Raw genomic sequence first — 22,633 nt, 5'->3', positions numbered from 1 at the left:
CTGCCTTTTTGAATATCGTTATACGGATTTCGAAAGGGTGGGTGAGCAACTTGTTATTATATGAAAAAGTGCATGAAGAAATAGCGAGAAGAACAACTGCACTTCAAACAATGCAACGGCAAGATGGTACGTGGCGGTTTTGTTTTGAAGGAGCGCCACTAACAGATTGTCATATGATTTTTTTATTAAAATTATTAGGTAAAGATAAAGAGATAGAACCGTTTGTAAAAAGATTAGCATCACTCCAAACAAATGAAGGAACATGGAAATTGTATGAAGATGAAGTGGGTGGTAATTTATCTGCTACAATTCAATCTTATGCTGCCTTACTTGCATCGGAAAAATATACAAAAGAAGATGCGAATATGAAGCGAGCGGAAATGTTTATAAATGAGCGCGGTGGGGTAGCGCGTGCTCATTTTATGACGAAGTTTTTATTAGCGATTCATGGAGAATATGAATATCCTTCTCTCTTTCATTTGCCAACACCAATTATGTTTCTGCAGAATGATTCCCCTCTCAGTATTTTTGAACTGAGTAGCTCAGCACGTATTCATTTAATTCCGATGATGTTGTGTTTAAATAAAAGATTCCGAGTAGGGAAAAAGTTATTGCCAAATTTAAATCACATTGCAGGCGGGGGCGGAGAATGGTTTCGGGAGGATCGGTCTCCAGTTTTTCAAACGTTAGTAAGTGACGTGAAGAAAATTATAACGTATCCACTTTCTTTGCATCATAAAGGATATGAGGAAGTAGAACGTTTTATGAAAGAGCGTATTGATGAAAATGGAACATTATATAGCTACGCAACTGCCTCGTTTTATATGATTTATGCTTTACTTGCATTAGGACATTCTATTCAATCACCAATTATTCAAAAAGCTATAACGGGAATCACATCTTATATATGGAAGATGGAGAGAGGGAGCCATTTGCAAAACTCTCCATCAACTGTATGGGATACAGCTTTACTCAGTTATGCTTTGCAAGAAGCTCAAGTTCCGAAAGCAAGTAAAGTGATTCACAATGCATCAGCATATTTATTAAGAAAACAGCAAACGAAGAAAGTAGATTGGAGTGTACATGCACCGGATCTCTTCCCAGGTGGTTGGGGCTTTTCGGATGTGAATACGACGATTCCAGATATTGATGATACAACTGCTGCGTTAAGAGCATTGGCGCGAAGTAGAGGGAACGGAAATGTAGACACTGCTTGGAAGCGAGCGGTTAATTGGGTTAAAGGATTGCAAAATAATGATGGTGGTTGGGGGGCTTTTGAAAAAGGGGTAACGAGCCGTATATTAGCAAATTTACCAATCGAAAATGCAAGTGATATGATTACAGATCCTTCTACACCAGATATTACAGGAAGAGTATTAGAATTTTTCGGAACGTATACGCAAAATGAATTGCCCGAGAAACAAAAACAAAGTGCGATAAATTGGTTAATGAATGTACAAGAGGAAAATGGATCGTGGTATGGGAAATGGGGAATTTGTTATATATATGGTACGTGGGCAGTGTTGACTGGTTTACGGTCACTAGGAATACCATCTAGCGATCCATCAGTGAAACGAGCAGCTTTATGGCTTGAACATATACAGCATGAAGATGGTGGCTGGGGAGAATCTTGCCAAAGTAGTGTGGAAAAAAGATTTGTTACTTTGCCATTTAGTACACCATCCCAAACAGCATGGGCGTTAGATGCCCTCATTTCTTACTATGATAAAGAAACGCCAGTTATTCGAAAAGGTATTTCATATTTGCTCTCCAACTCTTATATAAATGAAAAATATCCTACTGGAACAGGTTTACCAGGTGGGTTTTATATTCGTTATCATAGTTATGCTCATATATATCCGTTGCTTACTTTGGCTCATTATGCAAAAAAATATAGAAAATAAACCGAGAGATGTCTCTCGGTTTATTTTGTTGGGTAGTAGGTCCCTTTTGAAAAGAATAAGGTTGTGATGTACCTTATTTTTCGGTTGATTGGCGCTTTTGACGTGCATCAGCGGCATTTGCACGTGCGTTTGCTTCTAAGTCATTGTGGTCAGCGAGTTCGCGAGAGAACTCAACATCAATGCCATCCGTTGCTTTGCTTTGTTTGAAATTCTTTTTGTTCATTCGACACAATCTCCTTGCGTTTATGCGACGTTGCAAAGTTAGTTTGACACAAATAGACTTTTTTATACAAAGAGGAATTGGAAAGCAAGGAGCCGAAATATACAGTATAAGTAATAGAAATGGGGGATAGGAATGGAGTTTTTAAATGGGAAAACAGCTGTTGTAACAGGAGCTGCACAGGGAATTGGAAAAGAGATTGCAAGGGTTTATGCAAAACTAGGGGCGAAAGTATTAATTAGCGATGTAAATGAAGAGAATCTACAAAAAACGACACATGAGTTATCAGATGAAGGATATGAAGTGTGCTCATATCGATGTGATGTGAGTAATCAAAATGAAGCAAAGTCGTTAATTGAATATGCGGTTCAAAAATTTGGTACATTACATATTTTGGTGAATAATGCTGGAATTACAAGAGACGCAATGTTACATAAAATGGAGAAGTCTGCTTGGGAACAAGTATTACAAGTGAATTTAACTGGAGTTTTTTATTGTATGCAACCCGCGCTTCTTTACATGAGACAACAAGGGTATGGACGCATTATTAATATATCTTCAATTAGTAGAGAAGGAAACATAGGTCAAGCAAATTATGCGGCTACAAAGGCAGGAGTTGTAGGATTAACGAAAACAGCAGCGAAAGAAGTTGGAAGTTTCGGTATTACTTGTAATGCGATTTGTCCGGGGTTTATGGATACAGATATGACCAAAACGATACCAGATAAAGTGAAAGAAAAGATGGTTGGAGCTATTCCAGTTGGTAGAATTGGAACGCCAGAAGATATTGCGAACGCAGCAGCCTTTTTAGCATCAGAATACGCATCTTATATTACAGGTGAAGTATTAAATGTGAGCGGAGGACTGCAAGTTTAAAGGAATACATAATGAAAAGAACCTGACCAGGTAGGTCAGGTTCTTTCTCATTAATTTAAGTTAAGCCAAACGCTCTTTACTTCTGTATAGTTATTTAATGCGTAAGATCCCATTTCACGGCCAAGACCAGATTGTTTAAATCCTCCAAATGGAGATGCTGCATCAAAGACGTTATAACAGTTTACCCATACTGTACCTGCACGTACTTTACTTGCAACATAGTGTGCTGTTTTAACATTTTCTGTCCACACACCAGCCGCTAAGCCGAATTGTGATTTATTTGCACGTTCAATTACTTCGTCAATATCGTTAAACGGTATTGCAGAAATAACTGGACCGAAAATTTCTTCTTTTGCGATCGTCATTTCATCATTTACGTCAGCGAATACTGTAGGAGAAACGAAGTAGCCTTGATCGAATGGATTACTTCCTCCGCAAAGTACTTCAGCGCCTTCTTCAATCCCTTTTTCAATGTAGCCCATTACACGTTTTTGTTGTTCTTCGGAAACGAGAGGGCCAATTGTTGTTTCAGGGTTAAGACCGACACCTTGATTTAGTTTTTTAGAATAGAGGACGAGATCAGCCATGACATTATCATACATTTTCTTCGGAACAAATAAGCGTGATCCAGCAGAGCATACTTGTCCTTGGTTAAACATAACACCAGAAAGTGCACCAGGAATCGCGCGAGATAAATCAGCATCTGGCAATATGATATTTGGTGATTTACCGCCTAATTCAAGTGTAACGCGTTTTAATGTTTCGGATGCTTGTCGCATAATTTGTTTACCGACAGGAGTAGAACCGGTAAATGCAATTTTATCAACGAGTGGATGATTAACGAGAGCTTGTCCAGCTGATTCACCGAATCCAGGTACGATATTAATAACACCTTTCGGGAATCCAGCTTCTTCAATTAATTCAGCTAAGTATAGAGCAGATAGTGGAGTTTGTTCTGCAGGTTTTAAAACGATTGTACATCCTGTAGCAAGCGCTGCTCCCATTTTCCACATTGCCATAAGAAGCGGGAAGTTCCAAGGGATAATTTGACCAACGACACCAACAGCTTCATGGCGTGTATAGTTAAAGTAATCACCGGAAACAGGAATTGTTTGACCAACGATTTTCGTAGCCCATCCAGCGTAATAGCGCATATGCTCAATTGCAAGTGGTATGTCTGCTGCCATTGTTTCACGGATTGGCTTTCCGTTATCTAATGTTTCGAGCTGTGCAAGCTCTTCTTTATGTTCTTCCATTAAATCAGCTAACTTGTACATGAGACGGCTTCGCTCAGCGGTGCTCATACGAGACCAAGGACCTTCGTCAAAAGCCATACGAGCTGCGACTACAGCTTTATGAATATCTTCGCGACCAGCTTCAGAAACGACGGCAAGTGTTTCACCAGTTGCTGGGTTAGGTGTTTTAAATGTTTTACCGGAAGCGCTTTCAATGAAAGATCCATTCACATATAACTTTTTTGTACCTTGAAGAAATTTCTCTACCTTTTCATGAAGATTTACAGCTAGTTGACTCATTGTATAACCCCCTTGAAAATATAATGTAAACGCAGTACGAGACGGCGCTTATTCCGAAATCAAGGATGTGGAAACTAGATGGAAAGCCTCTAATTAAAATCATAATTAAGAAATACTGAAAATTCAAATTTCATTTGTGTTACAATTGTAAAAAATATGTAATGTAAGAGAATCTTCTATATGATTATAAAAAATCCTGCTTGTTTTTGCTTTCTAGTAGGAAAAACTAGAAGAACAATGGTACAATAATACATCGTGAGAGGAGGGGTAAAAATGAAAGATTATCATGATGATCCACGCTTTCGAATAGCCCATAGAGAAGCGTTAATTGGTCTTGGACTTGCTATTATTAATTTTATAATATGGTACGGATTTGCTTATGGGCTTGGTAGTAAAAATCCGAATGAATATACATATGTATTAGGTTTTCCCGCATGGTTTTTTTATAGCTGTATCGTTGGATTTATCGTTATGGTTATTTTACTTAGTTTAGTTGTTCGTTTTGTATTTCAAGATATTTCACTCGATGAGGAAGAAAAAAGTGAGGAATAATAGATGAATTGGTATGTAATCATTCCAATGATAATTTCGTTTATCGTTGTATTTTTAATTGGTGTATATGCTTCAAGACGTGTGCAAGCAACTGCTCATAATAAATTTTTACAAGAATATTTTCTTGGTGGGCGTGAGCTAGGCGGTTTATTATTAGCGATGACAATGATTGCTACGTACGGTAGTGCAAGTAGCTTTATTGGTGGCCCTGGTATTGCTTACAATATGGGTCTTGGATGGGTACTGTTATCTGCGATTCAAGTTGTAACAGGCTATATCGTTTTAACGGTTATCGGTAAAAAGTTTGCAATTATCGCTAGGAAGATGGAAGCAATTACTCTTATCGATTATTTAAAAGGGAGATACAATAATAAAGCAGTTGTTATACTTTCTGCGTTATGTATTATTATCTTTTTATTTTCAGCGACAGTAGCCCAGTGGGTCGGTGGTGGACGATTAATCGAGTCACTAACTGGTCTATCGTATACAACAGCACTATTTTTATTTACTTTTTCTGTACTTGTGTACGTATTAATTGGTGGATTTCGTGCAGTTGCTCTATCAGATACATTATTAGGAATCATTATGTTAGTTGGAACGACAATCATTTTAATTGCTACTGTCATTGCTGGTGGTGGAATTGAAAAGATTATGCAGGAACTTGTTCAAATTAATCCAAAGTTAATTACACCATTCGGAGCAGATGGCAGTTTAACGAAATCATATGTTACATCATTTTGGATTTTAATTGGAATTGGCGTTGTCGGCTTACCGCAAATTAGCGTGCGTGCCATGTCTTATAAAAATTCAAAAGCGATGCATCAAGCTTTAATAATTGGAACCGTTGTCGTTGGCACAATTATGATCGGTATGCATTTAACTGGTGTATTTGCAAGAGTAGTACTTCCAGGTATAACGGTACCAGATAAAGTAATGCCGCTACTTGCGATGGAAGTGTTACCTCCTTGGTTAGCTGGAGTTTTCTTAGCTGCACCGATGGCAGCGATTATGTCTACAGTAAACTCTTTATTATTACTTGTAAGCTCGTCAATTATTAAAGATATATATGTAAATTACATAAATAAAGATGCAGCAGACAGTACGATAAAAAAAGGAAGTTTGTGGATTACTGGTATTGTAGGACTACTCGTTTATGCAGCGGCGATTAAACCACCAGATTTTTTAATATGGCTAAATTTATTTTCTTTCGGTGGATTAGAAGCAGCATTCATTTGGCCAATCGTATTAGGGTTATATTGGAGGAAAGGAAATGCTACAGGAGCGCTTGCGTCTATTTTAGTTGGGGTAGGCTCATATATGTGTATTCATCTTTTCTATCCAAATCCGTTCGGTATACATACAGTTGTCTTCCCGATTTGTTTTGCGTTTATCGCTTATGTTATTGGAAGTATGAGTGCTGTAAAAAAAACAGTATAGGTTAGCTGAAGAACGTAGTCCTTATAAGACTGCGTTTTTTCGTATGAATTTGTTCTTTTTTATTCTGTATATCCACGGTTATTCATAAATTAATAACAACTGAGGGGATGGAGTTGAGGTCGATGAAAAAAGTGTTATTTTTAGGAGACCCAGGAATTGATGACTCTTTAGCAATTATGTATGGATTGTTGCATCCTGATATTGATATTGTTGGTGTAGTAACGGGATATGGAAATGTAACACAAGAAAAGGCGACAAGTAATGCCGCATATTTATTGCAAATGGCAGGACGGGAAGATATACCTGTTATTAATGGTGCGAAAATTCCTTTATCCGGAGATATTACGACGTATTATCCAGAAATTCATGGGACAGACGGTTTAGGGCCAATTAAACCTCCAAAAACTTTTTCACCAAATATAAAGCCTTTTTGTACATTTTTTGATCTTCTTGAAAAATATAAAGGAGAATTAATAATAGTCGATGCTGGTAGATCAACAACATTAGCGACAGCATTTATTTTAGAAAAGCCGATGATGAAGTATGTGAAAGAATATTATATAATGGGCGGTGCTTTCTTAATGCCTGGCAATGTAACACCAGTCGCAGAGGCGAATTTTCATGGTGATCCCATTGCGTCACAATTAGTTATGCAAAATGCCAAAAATGTGACATTAGTGCCACTTAACGTTACATCTGAAGCAATTATTACACCGGAAATGGTAAAATATATTACGAAACACTCTAAAACGAGTTTTAATAAGTTAATCGAGCCGATATTTACGTACTATTATAAAGCTTATAGAAAGTTAAATCCGAAAATAAAAGGAAGTCCAGTACATGACGTCGTTACAATGATGGTTGCGGCAAATCCATCCCTTTTAGATTATGTATATCGTCGTGTCGATGTAGATACAGCTGGAATTGCAAAAGGAGAGAGTATTGCTGATTTTCGGCCTCAACCTGATGCAAAAGCATTAAAAAATTGGGTGCGAATTGGTTGGTCGTTACATTATAAAAAGTTTCTTGAGGATTTTGTGAGATTTATGACGTAGACATAATAGGAGCATACAAGTTAAAATAATGGAGATGGTTATGTAAATGACCATCTCCATTATTTTGTTTTTAAATGATAAATAGAGAAGAGTTACACAATAGGAGAGGAATTTTACTTGAAAAAAACTATAGTATGCGCAGTAATTGTGGGTATTTTTGTTTTGCTAATATCGGGTAACTTTTTAGTGAAAAAAGTGTGGAGTTCAAATAATGATGATGCACAGTATATTGCATCTTTTATTGAAGAACATAAAGATGAAAAAAATAGTGCGCTTCTAGTAAAGAGAAATGATAAAGTTGTTTATTCTGTAAACCCAAATGTTGTATTGCCAGTTGCTAGTACGATGAAATTAATTGTGGCGCTTGAATATACGAAACAAGTTACTGAAGGGAAAATTGATTCTTCTAGTTTCGTGTCGATTAATGATGTGAATCGCTATTATGTGCCGAATACAGATGGTGGTGCACAAGATAGATGGCAAAAGTATTTGGAGAAAACGGGCAAGATAACTGAAGGAGCGGTTTCTTTAGAAGAAGTGGCAAAAGGAATGGTTAAGTTTAGTTCGAATGCAAATGCTGAATACTTAATGGAATTGTTAGGATTAGATAACATCAATCGAAATTTACAAAGTTTATCACTTCCTGCACATCAACCACTATTTCCAATCGTTTCATCTTTGTATATCCCGGGATATTTGCATAAAGAATTACATGTTCCAAAATATAAAATAGAGAAAAAGTTAAAAGAAATGTCTCAAGAGCAATATCGTGAATATGCGATGATTATTCATGAACGCTTAAAGAAGAAGGGACCATTATTACAGAAGGAAATTCCGCTTTATTTAGAGGAACGTTACGACAAAATTTGGTCAGATAGATTACCAGCAGCTTCTGCAAATGATTATATGGTATTACTTCAAAAGGCAAACCATAAAGGTGGCTTGACAGAAGCTGAAGAAAAAGTGTGGGCAAATATCGTTGAAACAGACATGAGTGCCAAGAAATACCGTAAAACATTTAGACATGCTGGGCAAAAGAATGGTTATACACCATGGACGGTTACAAAAGCAGTTTACGCTATGGATAAACGTGGAAACTGTACGGAGATTGTGTTTTTGGCGAATAATTTAAATGAAGACGATAGTGCAGAAATACGGAAACATTTAGCAAACTTACATTTCCAAGTGTTGCAAAGTGATAAGTATGATGCGACTTTTATTAAATAAACTCGGTGCAGAGAGCACCGAGTTTATTTTGATGTACAGGCACTTTTTTTCTATCAATGGGTATGATGGGTAGTAATACTTAGGTGAGAGGGGAAAAGGTGATGAAACAGAGTAAGGAAGAGTTTATAAAGAGTGAAGGCGCTGATTTCCCTGGAAAAACATATGTGGATTGTGTATTACAACATGTATTTGATTTTCAACGAAATTACTTATTGAAAGATATGTTTCAAGTGCATAAAGCACATATTACGATGCTGACTGAAGAAAGTTTAATAAAAATAGAAGAAGCTAAAGTTATATTAAACGCACTTAGAAAAGTAGAGCGAATACCAAAAGATAAATTGGTATATACAGAGCAGCATGAAGACCTCTTTTTTTTAATCGAACATTTAATTTCTCAAGAAGCGAAATGCGATTTTGTAAGTAATATGCATATTGGTAGAAGTAGAAATGATATGGGTGTAACGATGTATCGCATGAGTTTAAGGCGGTATATATTACGATTAATGGAACATTATTTGCTATTGCAAGAAAGTGTACTGCAACTTGCTGATGATCATAAGGAAACGATCATGCCAGCTTATACACATACACAACCGGCACAGCCAACAACATTTGGTCATTATACTTTAGCAATTTATGATACGATGCAAAGAGATTTAGAACGAATGAAAAAAACGTACCAGCTTTTAAATCAGTCTCCAATGGGGGCGGCTGCACTCTCTACAACAAGTTTCCCGATTAAACGAGAACGAGTTGCTCATCTACTTGGATTTACAACTGTAATTGAGAACTCATATGATGCTGTTGCCGGAGCGGATTATTTATTAGAAGTTAGCTCCCTACTTATGGTAATGATGACGAATACGAGTAGATGGATTCATGACTTTTTGTTGTTAGCAACGAAAGAATATGACGGTATTACTGTTGCAAAGCCATATGTACAAATTAGTAGTATTATGCCGCAAAAACGAAATCCGGTTTCAATTGAACACGCTCGTGCAATTACGAGTAGTGCTTTAGGAGAAGCATTTACAGTATTTCAAATGATTCATAATACACCATTTGGTGATATTGTCGATACGGAAGATGACTTGCAGCCATATTTATATAAAGGGATTGAAAAGGCGATTCGTGTTTTTTGTATGATGAATGCAGTGATCCTAACGATGAAAGTAGAAGAAGAAACGTTAAAAAGTCGTTCCTATAAACATGCAATAACGATAACGGATTTCGCTGATGTTTTAACGAAAAATTATGAAATTCCATTTCGGCATGCTCATCATGCAGCAAGTGCTATTGCAAATATGTCATTGGAGCAGAAAAAAGAACTACATGAATTACACTTCAAAGATGTAAATATGTATTTGCAAGAACATTTTAAAATAAATTTATTAGAAAAAGAGTGGAAAGAAATTATATCGCCAGAAGCTTTTATTCAAAAAAGAAATGTATACGGTGGACCGAGTAAAAAAGAAATGAAGCGTATGATTAAAAATCGAAAAGAGTCCTTTCGAAAAGAAGAAGATGTATTTGAAAAGGAAAAACAGAGAATTTTACAAGCTGAAAATGCCTTGAATACATTAGCTTTGAATATTATTGAATCGTAAAAGAGGGATTTAATGAATTAATCGCCAATACTTAATTAAAATATAAATAGAGAGAAGAGATTGTCGATGATTCAATTACATGTATATGAAGAGATTTTTCATTTTAAAGAAGATGTTACACCATTTTTAGAAAAGAATGAGCAGGAAAACAATCTCATATTAGGTGTATTACAAATGGTTCAAGAACCGATATTTATGGGGATAGCGAAACAAGGAGAAGACATTGCGGTTGTATTTCTGCAAACAGAAGAGAAGAAACAAATCATTGTTGCAACTTCTGAAATTTCGGGAGTAGCTATTGAGGAACTTGCAAAAGAGTTAACGAAAGTATATCCGGATATTCCTGGATTGATCGGTAATAAGAAAATTGTACAGAAATTAGCGGAAGAGATTGCGGTATTAGAAAATAAGAAAATGAATGTTGCAATGGAGCAAGGTGTGTATGAGTTGAACAGAGTAAAGAAGAAGTGTAATGCGAATGGACTTTTTCGAGCGGTAAATAATGATGAATTACCATTAATAGAACAGTGGATATATCAATTTTGTGAAGATGTAAAGCTTCCTACTACGAAAGAAGAAGCAAAACAAACTGCATATACATTAATAACTACAAATCGACTGTTTGGTTTGGAAGTGGATGGGAAACTCGTTTCTGTAGCTGCAAAAACGAGACCAACTAAAAATAATATAACAGTTAATTTTGTATATACGCCGAAAGAAGCAAGGAAAAAGGGATACGCATCTAAGTGTGTAGCGGCACTTAGTCAACGTATGTTAGATGAAGGGTACAAGACGACTACGTTATATACTGATTTAGCGAATCCGACATCGAATAAAATTTATCAAGAAATTGGTTATGAGCAAATTGCGGAGTCTGTGCTTATATTTTTAGAGAAGTAGAACAAAAAGGCGTGCTATTTTAGCACGCCTTTTTGTTATTCATCGATTCTAATAACCTCGCCTTGAGGGAAGTCCTCAGTTTCTAGTAAGTTACGAATAGCTTTCGCAACATATTCAGGTGATAATAGTTTTCCTTCTTCTTTTAATGCAATGAAGCGGTCCAAATTTATGAAATCTTCTTTATTTGTTTCGCGAATTTGTGATTGCATATTTGTATCAACAACGCCAGGTGCAAAAGCGACGATTTTTACTGGATATTCTTTTTCCACTTCTTCAGTTGCTACGCACTGTGTAAACATATTTACACCAGCTTTCGTTGTACAATAAGCGCCCCAGCCAAAGTAAGGGTTTTTTCCTGCACCAGATGAAATGTTAATAACGCGTTTATCTACTTTCCAGTCTTTCGTATGTTTCATAAATGTAGATGTAAGAATCATAGGTGCAAGTAAATTAATGTGAACGTTCGTAATGAATTGTTCACTTTCTGCTTTTTCAATTGGCTTCATAGGTGCAACTGTACCCGCATTATTAATTAAATGAATAGAGGATACATTGTCTTTTTTAATAGATGAAATGATCTCTTTAAAGTTAGTTTCTAAGTTATGTACATCTTGAAGATCTAGGGAATGAAAAATGCAATTGCTGTTATATTGCTCTGCAAGTTTCGTAAGCTCTTTATTTTCTCTTCTAGAAATAGAGATGACAGTTGTATTTTTTTCTAATAATTGCGTAGCGATTGCCTCACCTAAACCTTGTGAAGTTCCTGTTATGATAACGTAGCGCATAGTTTTATAAACCCCTCTCATATGTGCGGAATTTTGTTGGACAACGTACATTGTATAGTTTGTCTACATTTTATAGTATAGAGCACTTTTTACTATAATTGAAATGAGATGATTGTGTGCCTTTTATAAATAGGTTTACGACAACAGTACCTGGTGCCGTCACGTTTACTGGGAATACGCTGGGACTTAGCCCTACATCACCTGCACCAGGTAATATTTTTGGTACACTTGCTGTGTTTACGACAGTAAATACAGCATTGCAAGTACCAGGGTTCCCAGCAGGGACAACAGATGAATGGCAATTGAATTCTTCAAGTGCAATTTTAAATCTTCCAGCGGGAAGCAGTGTATTATATGCAGAATTAGTTTGGGCTGGTACTTTCCGGACTGATACGGAAGATGTGTTACCATTTTTAAATGATAACATTACATTTACAACGCCAGCAGGGACGTTTTCTGTTACGCCAGATCCTGCTACCGCGCAGCAAGGTTCAGTAGGAAATCAGTTTTATTATGCTCGCTCTGCCAATGTAACAAATCTTGTTAGTGCAGGTGGAGCAGGCACATATACAACGGGTGCTGTGCCAGCTGCAAGAACTTCAGCCGACCCGACAATCAGTCGTTCAGCTGGATGGACGCTTGAGGTTGTGTATCAAAATGCAAGTTTACCACTTCGAAATTTGTCAGTATATGCAGGTCAAGAAATTATCGATGCTTCATCCCCGCCAGTTGATGCTACAATTTCAGGTTTTGCTACGCCGGCAACAGGAGCTGTTACAGGAAGAGTGCTCGTAACTGCTCAAGAAGGTGATTCTAACATTGTTGGAGATCAACTTCGCTTTGGGCCGAATGCAAATGCTACAGTTGCATTATTCGGACCGAGAAATCCTGCGAATAATTTCTTTCAGTCACAAATTTGTAATGATAGTGGAAATTTAGATACGAGCGGCACGTTTGGAGATTTGAATCAGCCGTTAGGGGTAGCTTTGGCCGTCCGAAGACAAGGGTGGGATATTACGAATGTAGATGCCTCCTCATCTTTAGTAAACAGTCAAACATCAGCAACGGTTCGATTTGTTACAAATGGAGATGGATACGCAGCAGCTGGTTTTGGTGTTCAAATTGATGCAACAGGTCCAATTATTAATCCTGTTAAATCAGTTAATAGAACAGTCGCAGGGGTAGGGGATACCCTCACTTATACGATTACGGTCCCAAATACAGGAACAGGAAGTGCAGAAAACGTTGTATTACGTGATAGTATTCCGAACGGAACGACGTTTGTTGCAGGTAGTGTTACGGTAGGGGGAGTAACACAGCCGAATGCAAACCCTTCTAATGGAATTAATTTAGGTACAATCCCAAATAACACGCAAAGAATTGTTACATTTCAAGTTCGAATAATATCATTCCCGAATCCCAATCCTATTTTAAATCGTGCAATGGTGTCATATCAATTTCGGCCTTTCGTTGGTAGTCCTCCTATTACAAGTACGTCTTCTTCAAACACAGTACAAACGACAGTGAATCAAGCAACTATAAGTATGCAGAAATCTGTAGATTTACAGACGGCAACGCTTAATGATGTATTAACGTACACAGTTAATATCACAAATAATGGAAATGTCACTGCGAGCAATGTTATTTTTGTTGATAGTATCCCTGCTGGAACAACATTTGTCGCAAATAGCGTTACGGTAAATGGAGTAGCGCGTCCAGGAGCGAATCCAGCAAGTAGTATTAATCTAGGAAGTATTAATGCTTCGCAAACGACTGTAGTGCGCTTTCAAGTTCGAGTAACATCGAACCCTCTTGTCAATCCAATTCCAAACCGTGCAAGTGCAACATTTACCTTTACTCCAGTGCCTGGTCAACAACCAGTTTCAGGGCAAGCGACAAGTAATACTGTAGTTACGACAATTAATATAGCTGATATAACAACGAGAAAAACAGTGGATAGAGCTTTTGCAACGGTTAACGATGTTCTTACGTACACGGTAACAATTCAAAATACAGGAAATGTACTTGCAACGAACGTTATTTTTCAAGATCCAATACCAATTGGAACGACATTTATAGCAAATAGTGTGACTGTGGATGGGGTTTCACAACCTGGGGTAAATCCAGCGACTGGGTTTACAGTAGCAAATATATCTCCCGGCGGAAGTAGGACAGTGACTTTTCAAGTACGAGTGACATCAACGCCATCAGGAGGCACAATTGCGAATCGCGGAAATGTAACTGCTAATTTCGTCGTTATTCCAAATCAGCCACCAATAACGATTAATAGACAAACGAATACAGTTGTGACACAAGTTAATACAGGCGGTTTAAATGTAATAAAAGAAGTGAATACAACGCAAGCGGCAGTAGGAGACACTTTAACATACACAATTGCCGTTCAAAATACAGGGAATGTTCCGTTAACAAATGTATTTTTCCAAGACCCTATTTCTTCTGCTGTTTCATTTGTTGCAAATTCTGTAACAATTAATGGAGTACAGCAAAGTGGACTAAATCCGAATACAGGATTCTCTCTTCCGAATATTCCTGCGGCTCAAACGGTTGTAGTCACATTTGACGTAGTAATTGTACAGAATCCAGAAAATGAAGATATTTTAAATCAAGCAAATGTAACAGCAAGCTTTCAAGTGAATCCGAATGAACCACCAGTAACAATCAATGTACCGAGTAATGTTGTGAATACGACAGTACAATCAGGAAACTTTGAAGTTGTGAAAGCAGTCAATACGGATGTTGCAACAGTAGGGGATATTTTAGTATATACAATAGAAGTCATAAATGCAGGTAGTGTACCAGCTACGAATGTATTTTTCCAAGATTCAATTCCCCAAGGGACATTATTTATTGAAAATAGTGTAGTTGTGAATGGTGTTTTACAAGAAGGGGCAGATCCAGAACTTGGATTCCCATTAAATAATTTGCCTACTGGCGCCAGTGTTATTGTTACATTTGAAGTATTAATTGATGAAATTCCCAAAGGAAATAATGTTGTAAATAATGCGAATGTAACTGGAGATTTCCTTGTAAATCCAACAGAGCCGCCGATTACTGTAACAGTACCAAGTAATACTGTTATGACGATCGTGAATTCTTCAGGGTTAAATGTAATGAAAAGTGTAAGTGCTACTGAAGCCGGTGTAGGAGATACGTTAACGTATACAGTTCGTATACAAAATAGTGGAACGGTGACAGCGACAAATGTATCATTCCTTGATCCGATTCCAGTTGGAACCACTTTTGTAGCGAATAGTGTAACAATAAACGGGACACCTCAACCAGGTTTAAACCCGACAACTGGATTTCCACTTGCTAATATTCCAGTAGGAGGAATGGTGACGGTCACTTTTCAAGTGACAATCACGAGTGTACCACCAAATAGAGTTCTTCCGAATAATGCGAATGTCACTGCTGATTTCCAAGTAAGTCCTCTCCAGCCACCAATTACAATTGTAACGATTAGTAATATTGTTGTGACGCGAGTGAATGTAGGATCACTTAATGTAATGAAGAGTGTAAATACACTACAAGCCGGTGTAGGAGATACGTTAACGTATACGATTCTTATTCAAAATACAGGAACTGTTCCTGCAACGAATATTGTTTTTCAAGATCCAATTCCGTCTGGTACTGCCTTTGTAGCAAATAGTGTGACGATAAATGGAGTCGTACAGCAAGGCGCGGATCCTATGCTAGGTTTCCCGGTACCAAATATTCCGGTCGGGCAAACGGCTACGATTACGTTTCAAGTTACAGTGACGAGTGTTCCGAGCGGTGGAAATATAAGAAACCAATCGAACGTTACTGCAAGTTTTCTTATAAATCCAGCAAACCCTCCAATAACGACTGTTACAAATAGTAATTTTGTAGTGACGCAAGTAAACACAGCACAGTTAAATATACAAAAATCTTCATCTGTACAACAAGCAGCACTTGGAGAAACTTACACGTATTCTGTTGTCATTCGAAATAACGGTACAGTAACAGCAACGAATGTCTCTTTCCTTGATCCAATTGCTTTAGAAACAACTTTTGTAGCAAATAGTGTAACGATAAATGGAACGCCACAACCTGGATTTGACCCAAATGTTGGTTTCCCGCTTCCTAATATTGCAGCTGGAACATCATTGACAGTAACGTTCCAAGTTACGGTAGTTGCACCGTCTACACGTGGAGCGGTATTAAATACAGCATCTGCTACAGCCACTTTCTTATTAAATCCTTTACAGCCACCTGTAACAACAACGAATTCAAGTAATACAACGGTAGTTACAATACCGTTACCTCCTCCTGGTGAAGTAACTGCAACAAAAACAGTTGATGTTGCAACTGGGGCCGTTGGGGATGTATTAACGTATACTGTGCTCATTTCAAACGTAGGAATTATCCCTGTTACAGATGTGTTCTTCCAAGATGTCATACCAGAAGGAACGACGTTTGTTGACAATAGTGTAACGATAGGTGGAGTGCAGCAACTTGGTTTAAATCCAGAAATAGGATTTACAGTTACTCCATTATTAATCGCTGGTGGAAGTATTGAGGTCACATTCCAAGTGACGATTACAGAAATTCCAGATAATGAAGTCATATTAAATGATGCAGATGTTACATTTACTTCACAACCAAATCCGCAGGAACCACCGATTACGGAAACGATATTAACAAATTTAGTCGTTACGACAATTAATATAGCCTTTATTTTTCCATTGAAACTAGTAGATAAAGAAGTAGCGACGGTAGGAGAAATATTAACGTATGATGTATTGATTTTTAATTTCGGAACAGTGCCAGCAACGAATGTTCAATTTATCGATACTACTTCCGCGGGTGTAGCATTTGTACCAGGAAGTGTGAGCATAAACGGGGTACCAGCACCAGGATTAGATCCTTTCATTGGTTTTACAGTTCCAGATATACCTGTCGATGATTTTGTACTTGTCACATATCAGGAAGTGGTTACAAGCATACCAGAAGGTGGAACGATTGTTAATTTTGTAGACGTTACAGCTACATTTGCTGTAAGTGAAACAGAACCGCCTATTACGGAAACAACGACAAGTAATACGACATTAACAGAAATCAATGAGCCTGGTTTGAATGTTTTAAAATCAGTGAGTCAGCCGGTTGTTGCAGTAGGCGATACAATCACATATACAACAGTAGTTCAAAATACAGGAACAGTGCCAGCAACGAATGTTCAATATAGTGATGTATTACCTTCCTCTATAGCATTCGTGCCGAACACTGTAACGATAGACGGTGTGTTACAACCTGGATTCAATCCGAATAATGGATTCCCGCTTCCAGATATAAACCCAGGTGAAAGTGTAGAAGTCATCTTCCAAGTAACCGTTGTTAGTGCGCCATCAAACGGAACAATTGCCAATACGGCAAATGTAACTGGAAGTTTTGTATTAGTACCAGGAGAACCACCAGTTATAGTAACAGAGCCGAGCAATACAACACTTACAACTGTAAATAGAGGGCAATTTAATGTTATTAAACAAGTAAATAGGGTTGCTACTCTCGTTGGAGATATATTAACGTATACGGTTCAAATAACAAATACTGGAACAGTAACAGCTAATGCTGTTCAGTTTGTTGATACCATTTCAGCAGGGGCGTCATTTGTACCAAATAGTGTAACGATAAATGGAGCCTCGCAACCAAACTTAAATCCGATTACTGGATTTGGAGTTGGAGATATCCCAGTTGGTGAAACAGTTATAGTGACGTTTCAAGCGACAGTTACAAACATCCCGTCATCAGGAACAATTACGAACGTTGCAAATATAACAGGAAGCTTTACTTTAGTGCCAGGAGAACCACCAGTTGTAGTAACAGAGCCGAGTAATACGACGATAACTAGAGTGAATAGAGGACGATTCAGCGTTATAAAATCTGTAAATAAAGAAGCGACACGATTAGGAGATACGTTAACGTATAGTGTGCAAGTTACAAATACGGGAACGGTAACAGCAACGAATGTTCAGTTTATCGATGTTCCATCACCTAGTTTAGAATTTGTTCCTGGAAGTGTACAAATAAATGGGATTCCGCAAGTAGGTTTAGATCCATTTGTAGGATTTGCATTGCCTGATCTTGCAGTAGGGGATAGTGTATTAATTACATTTGAAGTAAATGTAATCGCAGTTCCGCCTTCTAGTAGCATTATGAATACAGCAAGAGTAACGGGTGATTTCGAATTGATTCCAGGAGAACCTCCGTCTACAATTACAAATTCAAGTAATACGACGGTTACGCCGGTAAATAGAGGTAGCTTAGATATGCTAAAAGAAGTAGACCATTCAGTTGTTGGTGTAGGAGAAACGGTAACGTATACTGTTCGTATATTAAATACTGGTACTGCTGATGCAATGAATGTTCAATTTATCGATGTGCTATCTCAGGAAGCTGATTTCGTTCCAAATAGTGTAACGATAAATGGGGTTCCGCAACCGGGGGTAAATCCGCAGATTGGATTTACGATACCTGATATACCAGTTGGTGAGACGGCACTTGTAACATATGAAGCTACGATTACAAGTTTTCCGGATGGTGGTACAGTAGTGAACGTTGCTGGGGCGTTAGCAGAATATATTTTAGTACCGGGGGAGCCGCCAGTTACAGTGATGGATACAAGCAATACAGTTATAGTGACGGTAAATACTGCAATCTTATTTGTTGCAAAAGGAGCAAACTTTGAAGTAGCAATGATAGGGGATGTTGTCACTTACGGAATCGCTGTTATAAATGATAGTACAGTTCCTGTGACCAATATTGTGTTAACAGATATCATTGATCCGAATACGCTATTTATAAATGGTACGGTAACGGTAAATGATGTACCTCTTCCATTTGCTAATCCGAATACTGGTATTCCGTTAGGTGATTTTCAGCCAAATGATGCAGCAATTATTAATTTCCAAGTTGTAATAATAGGAGGGCAAGTAAATAATTTAGTTACAAATACTGCTACAGCGAATGGGCTTGCAACTGTAAATCCGAATGAGCCGCCAGTAGTAGTTGAAGGTGATAGTAATACAGTTGTTATCCCGTTTATTCCTCAAAATGTCTCAACGACAGTCGTAAAAACGGCAGATTTACAGGTAGCAACAATTGGAGATGTCATTACGTTTACGACAGTCATCACAAATACGGGTGATACTGTAATGCAAAATATTCGTTTTCAAGATATGTTAGATAGTAGTGTTCGATTTGTTCCTGGAAGTGTAACGGTTGATAATACGCCAGTGCCGAATGTAAGCCCGGCAGTAGGGTTTCTTATCGGAAGTTTAAATCCTGGTGAAGCAAGGACAGTTTCGTTCCAAGTAGCAGTACAGAGCGCGCCAAATGGTTCAGGAAATTATATAAATCAAGCGAGTATTCGTTTTGAACATCAAGTAGGCACAGTATTGCCACCTGTTACACAAATAGTAGAAAGTAACATAGTTGTCATTCCATTTGTTCCAACGATTGAACAAATTTGCGAAACGAATCTTAATTGCTTAGGGAAAATTCCTTTTCAATGTTCTCCGTGTGATCATTTGCAAATAAAGAAAAAATAAATGAAGAAAGAGCATCCTGTAAGAGAAGGATGCTCTTTCTTCATTAATCATGTAGATTCTTTTTCGGGCGAGGTGAAAAATTCGTCGATTTTGTCGGAAAGTAGTAATGGAATAGCTCCTTTTATAACAGAAATGTCCCAGTCCCACCATGCAAGATTCTCTAGTTTGTCAATTGTTTCTTGCGGGAAACGATATCGAATAAATTTTGCTGGATTACCAGCCACAATTGCATATGGAGGGACGTCCTTTGTAACAACACTTTTTGCACCAATAATGGCACCGTTACCAATTGTAACACCAGATAAAATGCAGGATTGATAACCAATCCATACATCATTGCCAACTACGATATCACCTTTTGAAGAAGGGTGACCAGTAATATGTGCTCCTTCATCAAAAAGTGCATTAAATGGATAAGTCGTTATCCAGTCTGCGCGATGTTCACCGCCAAGTATGAAAACGACTTCTTCTGCTAATGAACAAAACTTACCTATTTTCAATTTTGTTTCATCGTTCCAAGAAAAAATGGTTGGCCCTACTTTACTATAAGTATAATCACCAATATCATATTTATTATATTCAGGTTTTTGATTTAAATATAACATGCTTCTTCAGCCTCCTTTCTCAATTAAGTGATACGTATGGAATATTATATGCAAGATGTAGTAATGTGAACTGTATTAATAGGTGAAATGAACAAAAGGGAGTGGGATGTATGCGATACGAAATGGGTTTATATAATAAACCGTTTCAGTCAATTCAATCAGGGGAAAAAGTATATGAAGTACGCCTATACGATAAAAAACGTCAACTAATAAACAAAGACGATGAAATCGTATTTACGAATCTTAAGACAACAGAAATGATGACGGTAAAAGTAACGGAAATAAAGCGATACGAGAGCTTTAAAGCTATATATGAACAAATCGATAAAAAATTATTGGATTGTGAAAATGATAGTTTAGAGGAAATGTTAGAAAGTACATACAAAATATATACGAAAGAACAAGAAAAAGAGTGGGGAACAGTTGCGATTCGTATTGAGGTAATAAAATGATAAGAAATCGCGGAGCCGCTATCATTGTACTGGAAGGAAAAATCGCTCTTATAAAACGTATTCGAGAAGAGGAAAGATATTATGTTTTTCCTGGCGGAGGGATTGAGGAAGGTGAAACGCCTGAAGAGGCAACGAAAAGAGAGGTATACGAAGAATTAGGGGTACATATACAAGTGGAGCACCTTATTGCAAAGGTAAAATATAAAGGAAATGAATATTATTATGCTGCCTATATTACAGGCGGAGTGTTCGGAAGCGGAACAGCTGAGGAATTTCAGCTGGAAGGTAGGGGAAATTATATTCCGTTATGGCTACCGATAAACGAGTTGGAAAAAGTGAATATAAAACCTTATGAAGTGGTCAGAAATATATTTAATCATTATAAAATATAACGTCTGACAACATACAAAAAAAACCATTGACATAGTCTTCTGATTTAAGTATTGTATTCGAGTATGTTTATAATCAGGAGGTTTATATGAGCAATCAAACTACTACACATCATGTGAAAATGACAACAGCGGATCCATCTGGAATTGGTCTATTTGGATTAGCGATGGTAACACTTGTAGCATCATCTCAAAAGTTAGGCTTAACAGATGGCGTTTCACTTGTATTACCGTGGGCAATCTTTTTAGGAGGATTTGCACAAATCTTTGCTTGCATTCATGATGCAAAGCATAACAATACATTCGGTACAACAGCATTCGGTGCGTACGGTCTATTTTGGCTAGGTGTTGGAATGACTTGGTTAATTCAACTTGGAGTATTTGGCGAAAAATTAGCACAAGCTGCAGATTCAAAACAGCTTGGTGTAGCCTTTATCGGATATTTGATTTTCACAATCTTTATGACAATTGGTGCAATGGAAACACATAAAGTATTATTTATGATTTTCGTCCTTATTGATTTCTTATTTATCGGTCTTTCATTAAGTACTTTAGGTGTTATGCCGCATGCAATGCATAATTTAGCAGCATATTCTGAACTTCTTATTTCATTATTATCTTTCTACGGTTCAGCAGCAGCAGTGTTAAATACACACTTCGGAAAAGTTGTTTTACCAGTAGGAAAGCCTTTTGGTATTTTTAAAAAATAATAAAAAAGCACAGATGATTGTATAGTCATCTGTGCTTTTTTATTTGTTCCGCTCTTTGTGGGTTGTCTGAAAAAGCCTGATTGGTGAGGACTCATTAAACTTTCACTTTATCCCGCTATTTGCCGGGCAGTAAGCCCCCCCGCCTCAAAATTCAGCGGAAACAAAGAAGTTAGGTGGGGGATGAATACCCTCACTGATTAAAGTTTCACCTTATTTGAAATAAGTAATGTGAAATGTAAATAAAAGTAGAAAAAATCAATTGAAATTGATTCTCATTATTAATATAATGAGAATGAGAATCATTTATTGTTAGAGGGGGATGCCAAAGTGGCAAAAATTTTAATAGCTTATGCAAGTATGTCAGGAAATACAGAGAGTATTGCTGATTTAATTAAAGTTAGTTTAGATGCTTTTGATCATGAAGTAGTATTGCAAGAAATGGAAGGCATGGACGCTGAAGAATTATTAGCTTATGATGGAATCATTTTAGGATCTTATACGTGGGGCGATGGTGAATTACCATTTGAAGCGGAAGATTTTCATGATGACTTAGAAAATATAGATTTAGCTGGGAAAAAGGTAGCGGTATTCGGATCGGGTGATACGGCGTATGAACTGTTTTGTGAAGCGGTAACGATATTTGAAGAACGTCTTGTGGAACGCGGTGCAGAGCTTGTACAAGAAGGGCTGAAAATTGAATTAGCTCCAGAAGATGAAGAGGATGTTGAAAAATGCAGTAATTTTGCAATTGCATTTGCTGAGAAGTTCTAAGAATGGGAGTGTCAAC

At 37.3% G+C, this 22,633-nt stretch carries 17 protein-coding genes; 13 read left to right on the top strand and 4 right to left on the bottom strand.

Annotation, left to right across the window (positions count from 1 at the left end; translation table 11 throughout):
* Nucleotides 1-50: 50 nt before the first annotated feature.
* Nucleotides 51-1,904: a prenyltransferase/squalene oxidase repeat-containing protein gene (locus tag V7S45_RS17395; RefSeq protein WP_342761435.1), complete on the top strand. Its 1,854-nt coding sequence runs from the start codon at nucleotides 51-53 to the stop codon at nucleotides 1,902-1,904.
* Between the two features lie 73 nt (nucleotides 1,905-1,977).
* On the opposite strand, the gene V7S45_RS17390 is transcribed toward V7S45_RS17395, so the two are convergent.
* The gene (locus V7S45_RS17390) at nucleotides 1,978-2,127 is read right to left on the bottom strand and encodes a YfhD family protein (RefSeq protein ID WP_001035815.1); all 150 of its coding nucleotides are present in this window, start codon (nucleotides 2,125-2,127) and stop codon (nucleotides 1,978-1,980) included.
* Nucleotides 2,128-2,259: 132 nt separating this feature from the next.
* Between V7S45_RS17390 and fabG the strand changes: the two genes are divergently transcribed.
* Nucleotides 2,260-3,000 (top strand): 3-oxoacyl-ACP reductase FabG, encoded by a 741-nt coding sequence (gene fabG / locus V7S45_RS17385; protein ID WP_025708953.1) that lies wholly within the window; start codon nucleotides 2,260-2,262, stop codon nucleotides 2,998-3,000.
* A gap of 50 nt (nucleotides 3,001-3,050) precedes the next feature.
* On the opposite strand, the gene dhaS is transcribed toward fabG, so the two are convergent.
* A complete protein-coding gene (dhaS, locus tag V7S45_RS17380; RefSeq protein WP_000080281.1) occupies nucleotides 3,051-4,535 on the bottom strand; it encodes an aldehyde dehydrogenase DhaS in 1,485 nt (494 codons plus the stop codon).
* Nucleotides 4,536-4,808: 273 nt separating this feature from the next.
* Here dhaS and V7S45_RS17375 point away from each other — a divergent pair, with 273 nt between their 5' ends.
* From V7S45_RS17375 to V7S45_RS17350, 6 genes are all read left to right on the top strand, one after another.
* Nucleotides 4,809-5,087, top strand: coding sequence for a YhdT family protein (locus tag V7S45_RS17375; protein ID WP_000656239.1), 279 nt, complete (start codon nucleotides 4,809-4,811; stop codon nucleotides 5,085-5,087).
* A gap of 3 nt (nucleotides 5,088-5,090) precedes the next feature.
* Complete coding sequence (gene panF, locus V7S45_RS17370; protein ID WP_001104820.1) at nucleotides 5,091-6,524, top strand: sodium/pantothenate symporter; 1,434 nt, start codon at nucleotides 5,091-5,093, stop codon at nucleotides 6,522-6,524.
* Nucleotides 6,525-6,646: 122 nt separating this feature from the next.
* Nucleotides 6,647-7,579, top strand: a complete 933-nt coding sequence (locus tag V7S45_RS17365; RefSeq protein ID WP_025687004.1) for a nucleoside hydrolase — start codon at nucleotides 6,647-6,649, stop codon at nucleotides 7,577-7,579.
* Between the two features lie 117 nt (nucleotides 7,580-7,696).
* Nucleotides 7,697-8,806: a serine hydrolase gene (locus V7S45_RS17360; protein ID WP_000751366.1), complete on the top strand. Its 1,110-nt coding sequence runs from the start codon at nucleotides 7,697-7,699 to the stop codon at nucleotides 8,804-8,806.
* 101 nt (nucleotides 8,807-8,907) lie between these two features.
* A complete protein-coding gene (argH, locus tag V7S45_RS17355) occupies nucleotides 8,908-10,416 on the top strand; it encodes an argininosuccinate lyase (protein ID WP_025687003.1) in 1,509 nt (502 codons plus the stop codon).
* A 66-nt stretch (nucleotides 10,417-10,482) separates the two neighbouring features.
* Entirely contained in the window at nucleotides 10,483-11,316 is an 834-nt protein-coding gene (locus tag V7S45_RS17350; RefSeq protein ID WP_000615373.1) for a GNAT family N-acetyltransferase, read from the top strand.
* Between the two features lie 35 nt (nucleotides 11,317-11,351).
* Here the strand turns inward: V7S45_RS17350 and V7S45_RS17345 are convergent, their stop codons facing one another.
* Nucleotides 11,352-12,101: a (S)-benzoin forming benzil reductase gene (locus V7S45_RS17345; protein ID WP_025687002.1), complete on the bottom strand. Its 750-nt coding sequence runs from the start codon at nucleotides 12,099-12,101 to the stop codon at nucleotides 11,352-11,354.
* Between the two features lie 116 nt (nucleotides 12,102-12,217).
* On the opposite strand from V7S45_RS17345, the gene V7S45_RS17340 reads away from it, so the two are divergent.
* Nucleotides 12,218-19,690 (top strand): DUF11 domain-containing protein, encoded by a 7,473-nt coding sequence (locus tag V7S45_RS17340; protein WP_025687001.1) that lies wholly within the window; start codon nucleotides 12,218-12,220, stop codon nucleotides 19,688-19,690.
* A 47-nt stretch (nucleotides 19,691-19,737) separates the two neighbouring features.
* On the opposite strand, the gene V7S45_RS17335 is transcribed toward V7S45_RS17340, so the two are convergent.
* Complete coding sequence (locus V7S45_RS17335) at nucleotides 19,738-20,295, bottom strand: CatB-related O-acetyltransferase (RefSeq protein WP_000966302.1); 558 nt, start codon at nucleotides 20,293-20,295, stop codon at nucleotides 19,738-19,740.
* A gap of 110 nt (nucleotides 20,296-20,405) precedes the next feature.
* Here V7S45_RS17335 and V7S45_RS17330 point away from each other — a divergent pair, with 110 nt between their 5' ends.
* The 4 genes from V7S45_RS17330 (at nucleotide 20,406) to V7S45_RS17315 (ending at nucleotide 22,617) form a co-directional block, all read left to right on the top strand.
* A complete protein-coding gene (locus V7S45_RS17330) occupies nucleotides 20,406-20,747 on the top strand; it encodes an ASCH domain-containing protein (RefSeq protein ID WP_001268345.1) in 342 nt (113 codons plus the stop codon).
* Nucleotides 20,744-21,139, top strand: coding sequence for an NUDIX domain-containing protein (locus V7S45_RS17325; protein ID WP_000620818.1), 396 nt, complete (start codon nucleotides 20,744-20,746; stop codon nucleotides 21,137-21,139). Before V7S45_RS17330 ends, V7S45_RS17325 begins: the two co-directional genes overlap by 4 nt.
* A gap of 86 nt (nucleotides 21,140-21,225) precedes the next feature.
* Nucleotides 21,226-21,846 (top strand): GPR1/FUN34/YaaH family transporter, encoded by a 621-nt coding sequence (locus V7S45_RS17320; RefSeq protein ID WP_000070938.1) that lies wholly within the window; start codon nucleotides 21,226-21,228, stop codon nucleotides 21,844-21,846.
* 327 nt (nucleotides 21,847-22,173) lie between these two features.
* Nucleotides 22,174-22,617: a flavodoxin gene (locus tag V7S45_RS17315; RefSeq protein ID WP_001062752.1), complete on the top strand. Its 444-nt coding sequence runs from the start codon at nucleotides 22,174-22,176 to the stop codon at nucleotides 22,615-22,617.
* The last annotated feature ends 16 nt before the right edge of the window (nucleotides 22,618-22,633 follow it).

Source organism: Bacillus sp. BR3(2024) (genome assembly GCF_039134555.1).
In the GTDB taxonomy this organism is placed as follows: Bacteria; Bacillota; Bacilli; order Bacillales; family Bacillaceae_G; genus Bacillus_A; species Bacillus_A cereus.
The sequence above is the reverse complement of the archived record's forward strand: the minus strand, read 5'-3'. Positions and strand labels throughout refer to the sequence as shown.

Excerpts from the sequence above, each read along its gene's own strand:
- V7S45_RS17390 (WP_001035815.1), bottom strand. The coding sequence starts at position 2,127 with ATGAACAAAAAGAATTTCAAACAAAGCAAAGCAACGGATGGCATTGAT.
- fabG (WP_025708953.1), top strand. The coding sequence starts at position 2,260 with ATGGAGTTTTTAAATGGGAAAACAGCTGTTGTAACAGGAGCTGCACAG.
- dhaS (WP_000080281.1), bottom strand. The coding sequence starts at position 4,535 with ATGAGTCAACTAGCTGTAAATCTTCATGAAAAGGTAGAGAAATTTCTT.
- V7S45_RS17375 (WP_000656239.1), top strand. The coding sequence starts at position 4,809 with ATGAAAGATTATCATGATGATCCACGCTTTCGAATAGCCCATAGAGAA.
- panF (WP_001104820.1), top strand. The coding sequence starts at position 5,091 with ATGAATTGGTATGTAATCATTCCAATGATAATTTCGTTTATCGTTGTA.
- V7S45_RS17365 (WP_025687004.1), top strand. The coding sequence starts at position 6,647 with ATGAAAAAAGTGTTATTTTTAGGAGACCCAGGAATTGATGACTCTTTA.
- argH (WP_025687003.1), top strand. The coding sequence starts at position 8,908 with ATGAAACAGAGTAAGGAAGAGTTTATAAAGAGTGAAGGCGCTGATTTC.
- V7S45_RS17350 (WP_000615373.1), top strand. The coding sequence starts at position 10,483 with ATGATTCAATTACATGTATATGAAGAGATTTTTCATTTTAAAGAAGAT.
- V7S45_RS17345 (WP_025687002.1), bottom strand. The coding sequence starts at position 12,101 with ATGCGCTACGTTATCATAACAGGAACTTCACAAGGTTTAGGTGAGGCA.
- V7S45_RS17335 (WP_000966302.1), bottom strand. The coding sequence starts at position 20,295 with ATGTTATATTTAAATCAAAAACCTGAATATAATAAATATGATATTGGT.
- V7S45_RS17330 (WP_001268345.1), top strand. The coding sequence starts at position 20,406 with ATGCGATACGAAATGGGTTTATATAATAAACCGTTTCAGTCAATTCAA.
- V7S45_RS17325 (WP_000620818.1), top strand. The coding sequence starts at position 20,744 with ATGATAAGAAATCGCGGAGCCGCTATCATTGTACTGGAAGGAAAAATC.
- V7S45_RS17320 (WP_000070938.1), top strand. The coding sequence starts at position 21,226 with ATGAGCAATCAAACTACTACACATCATGTGAAAATGACAACAGCGGAT.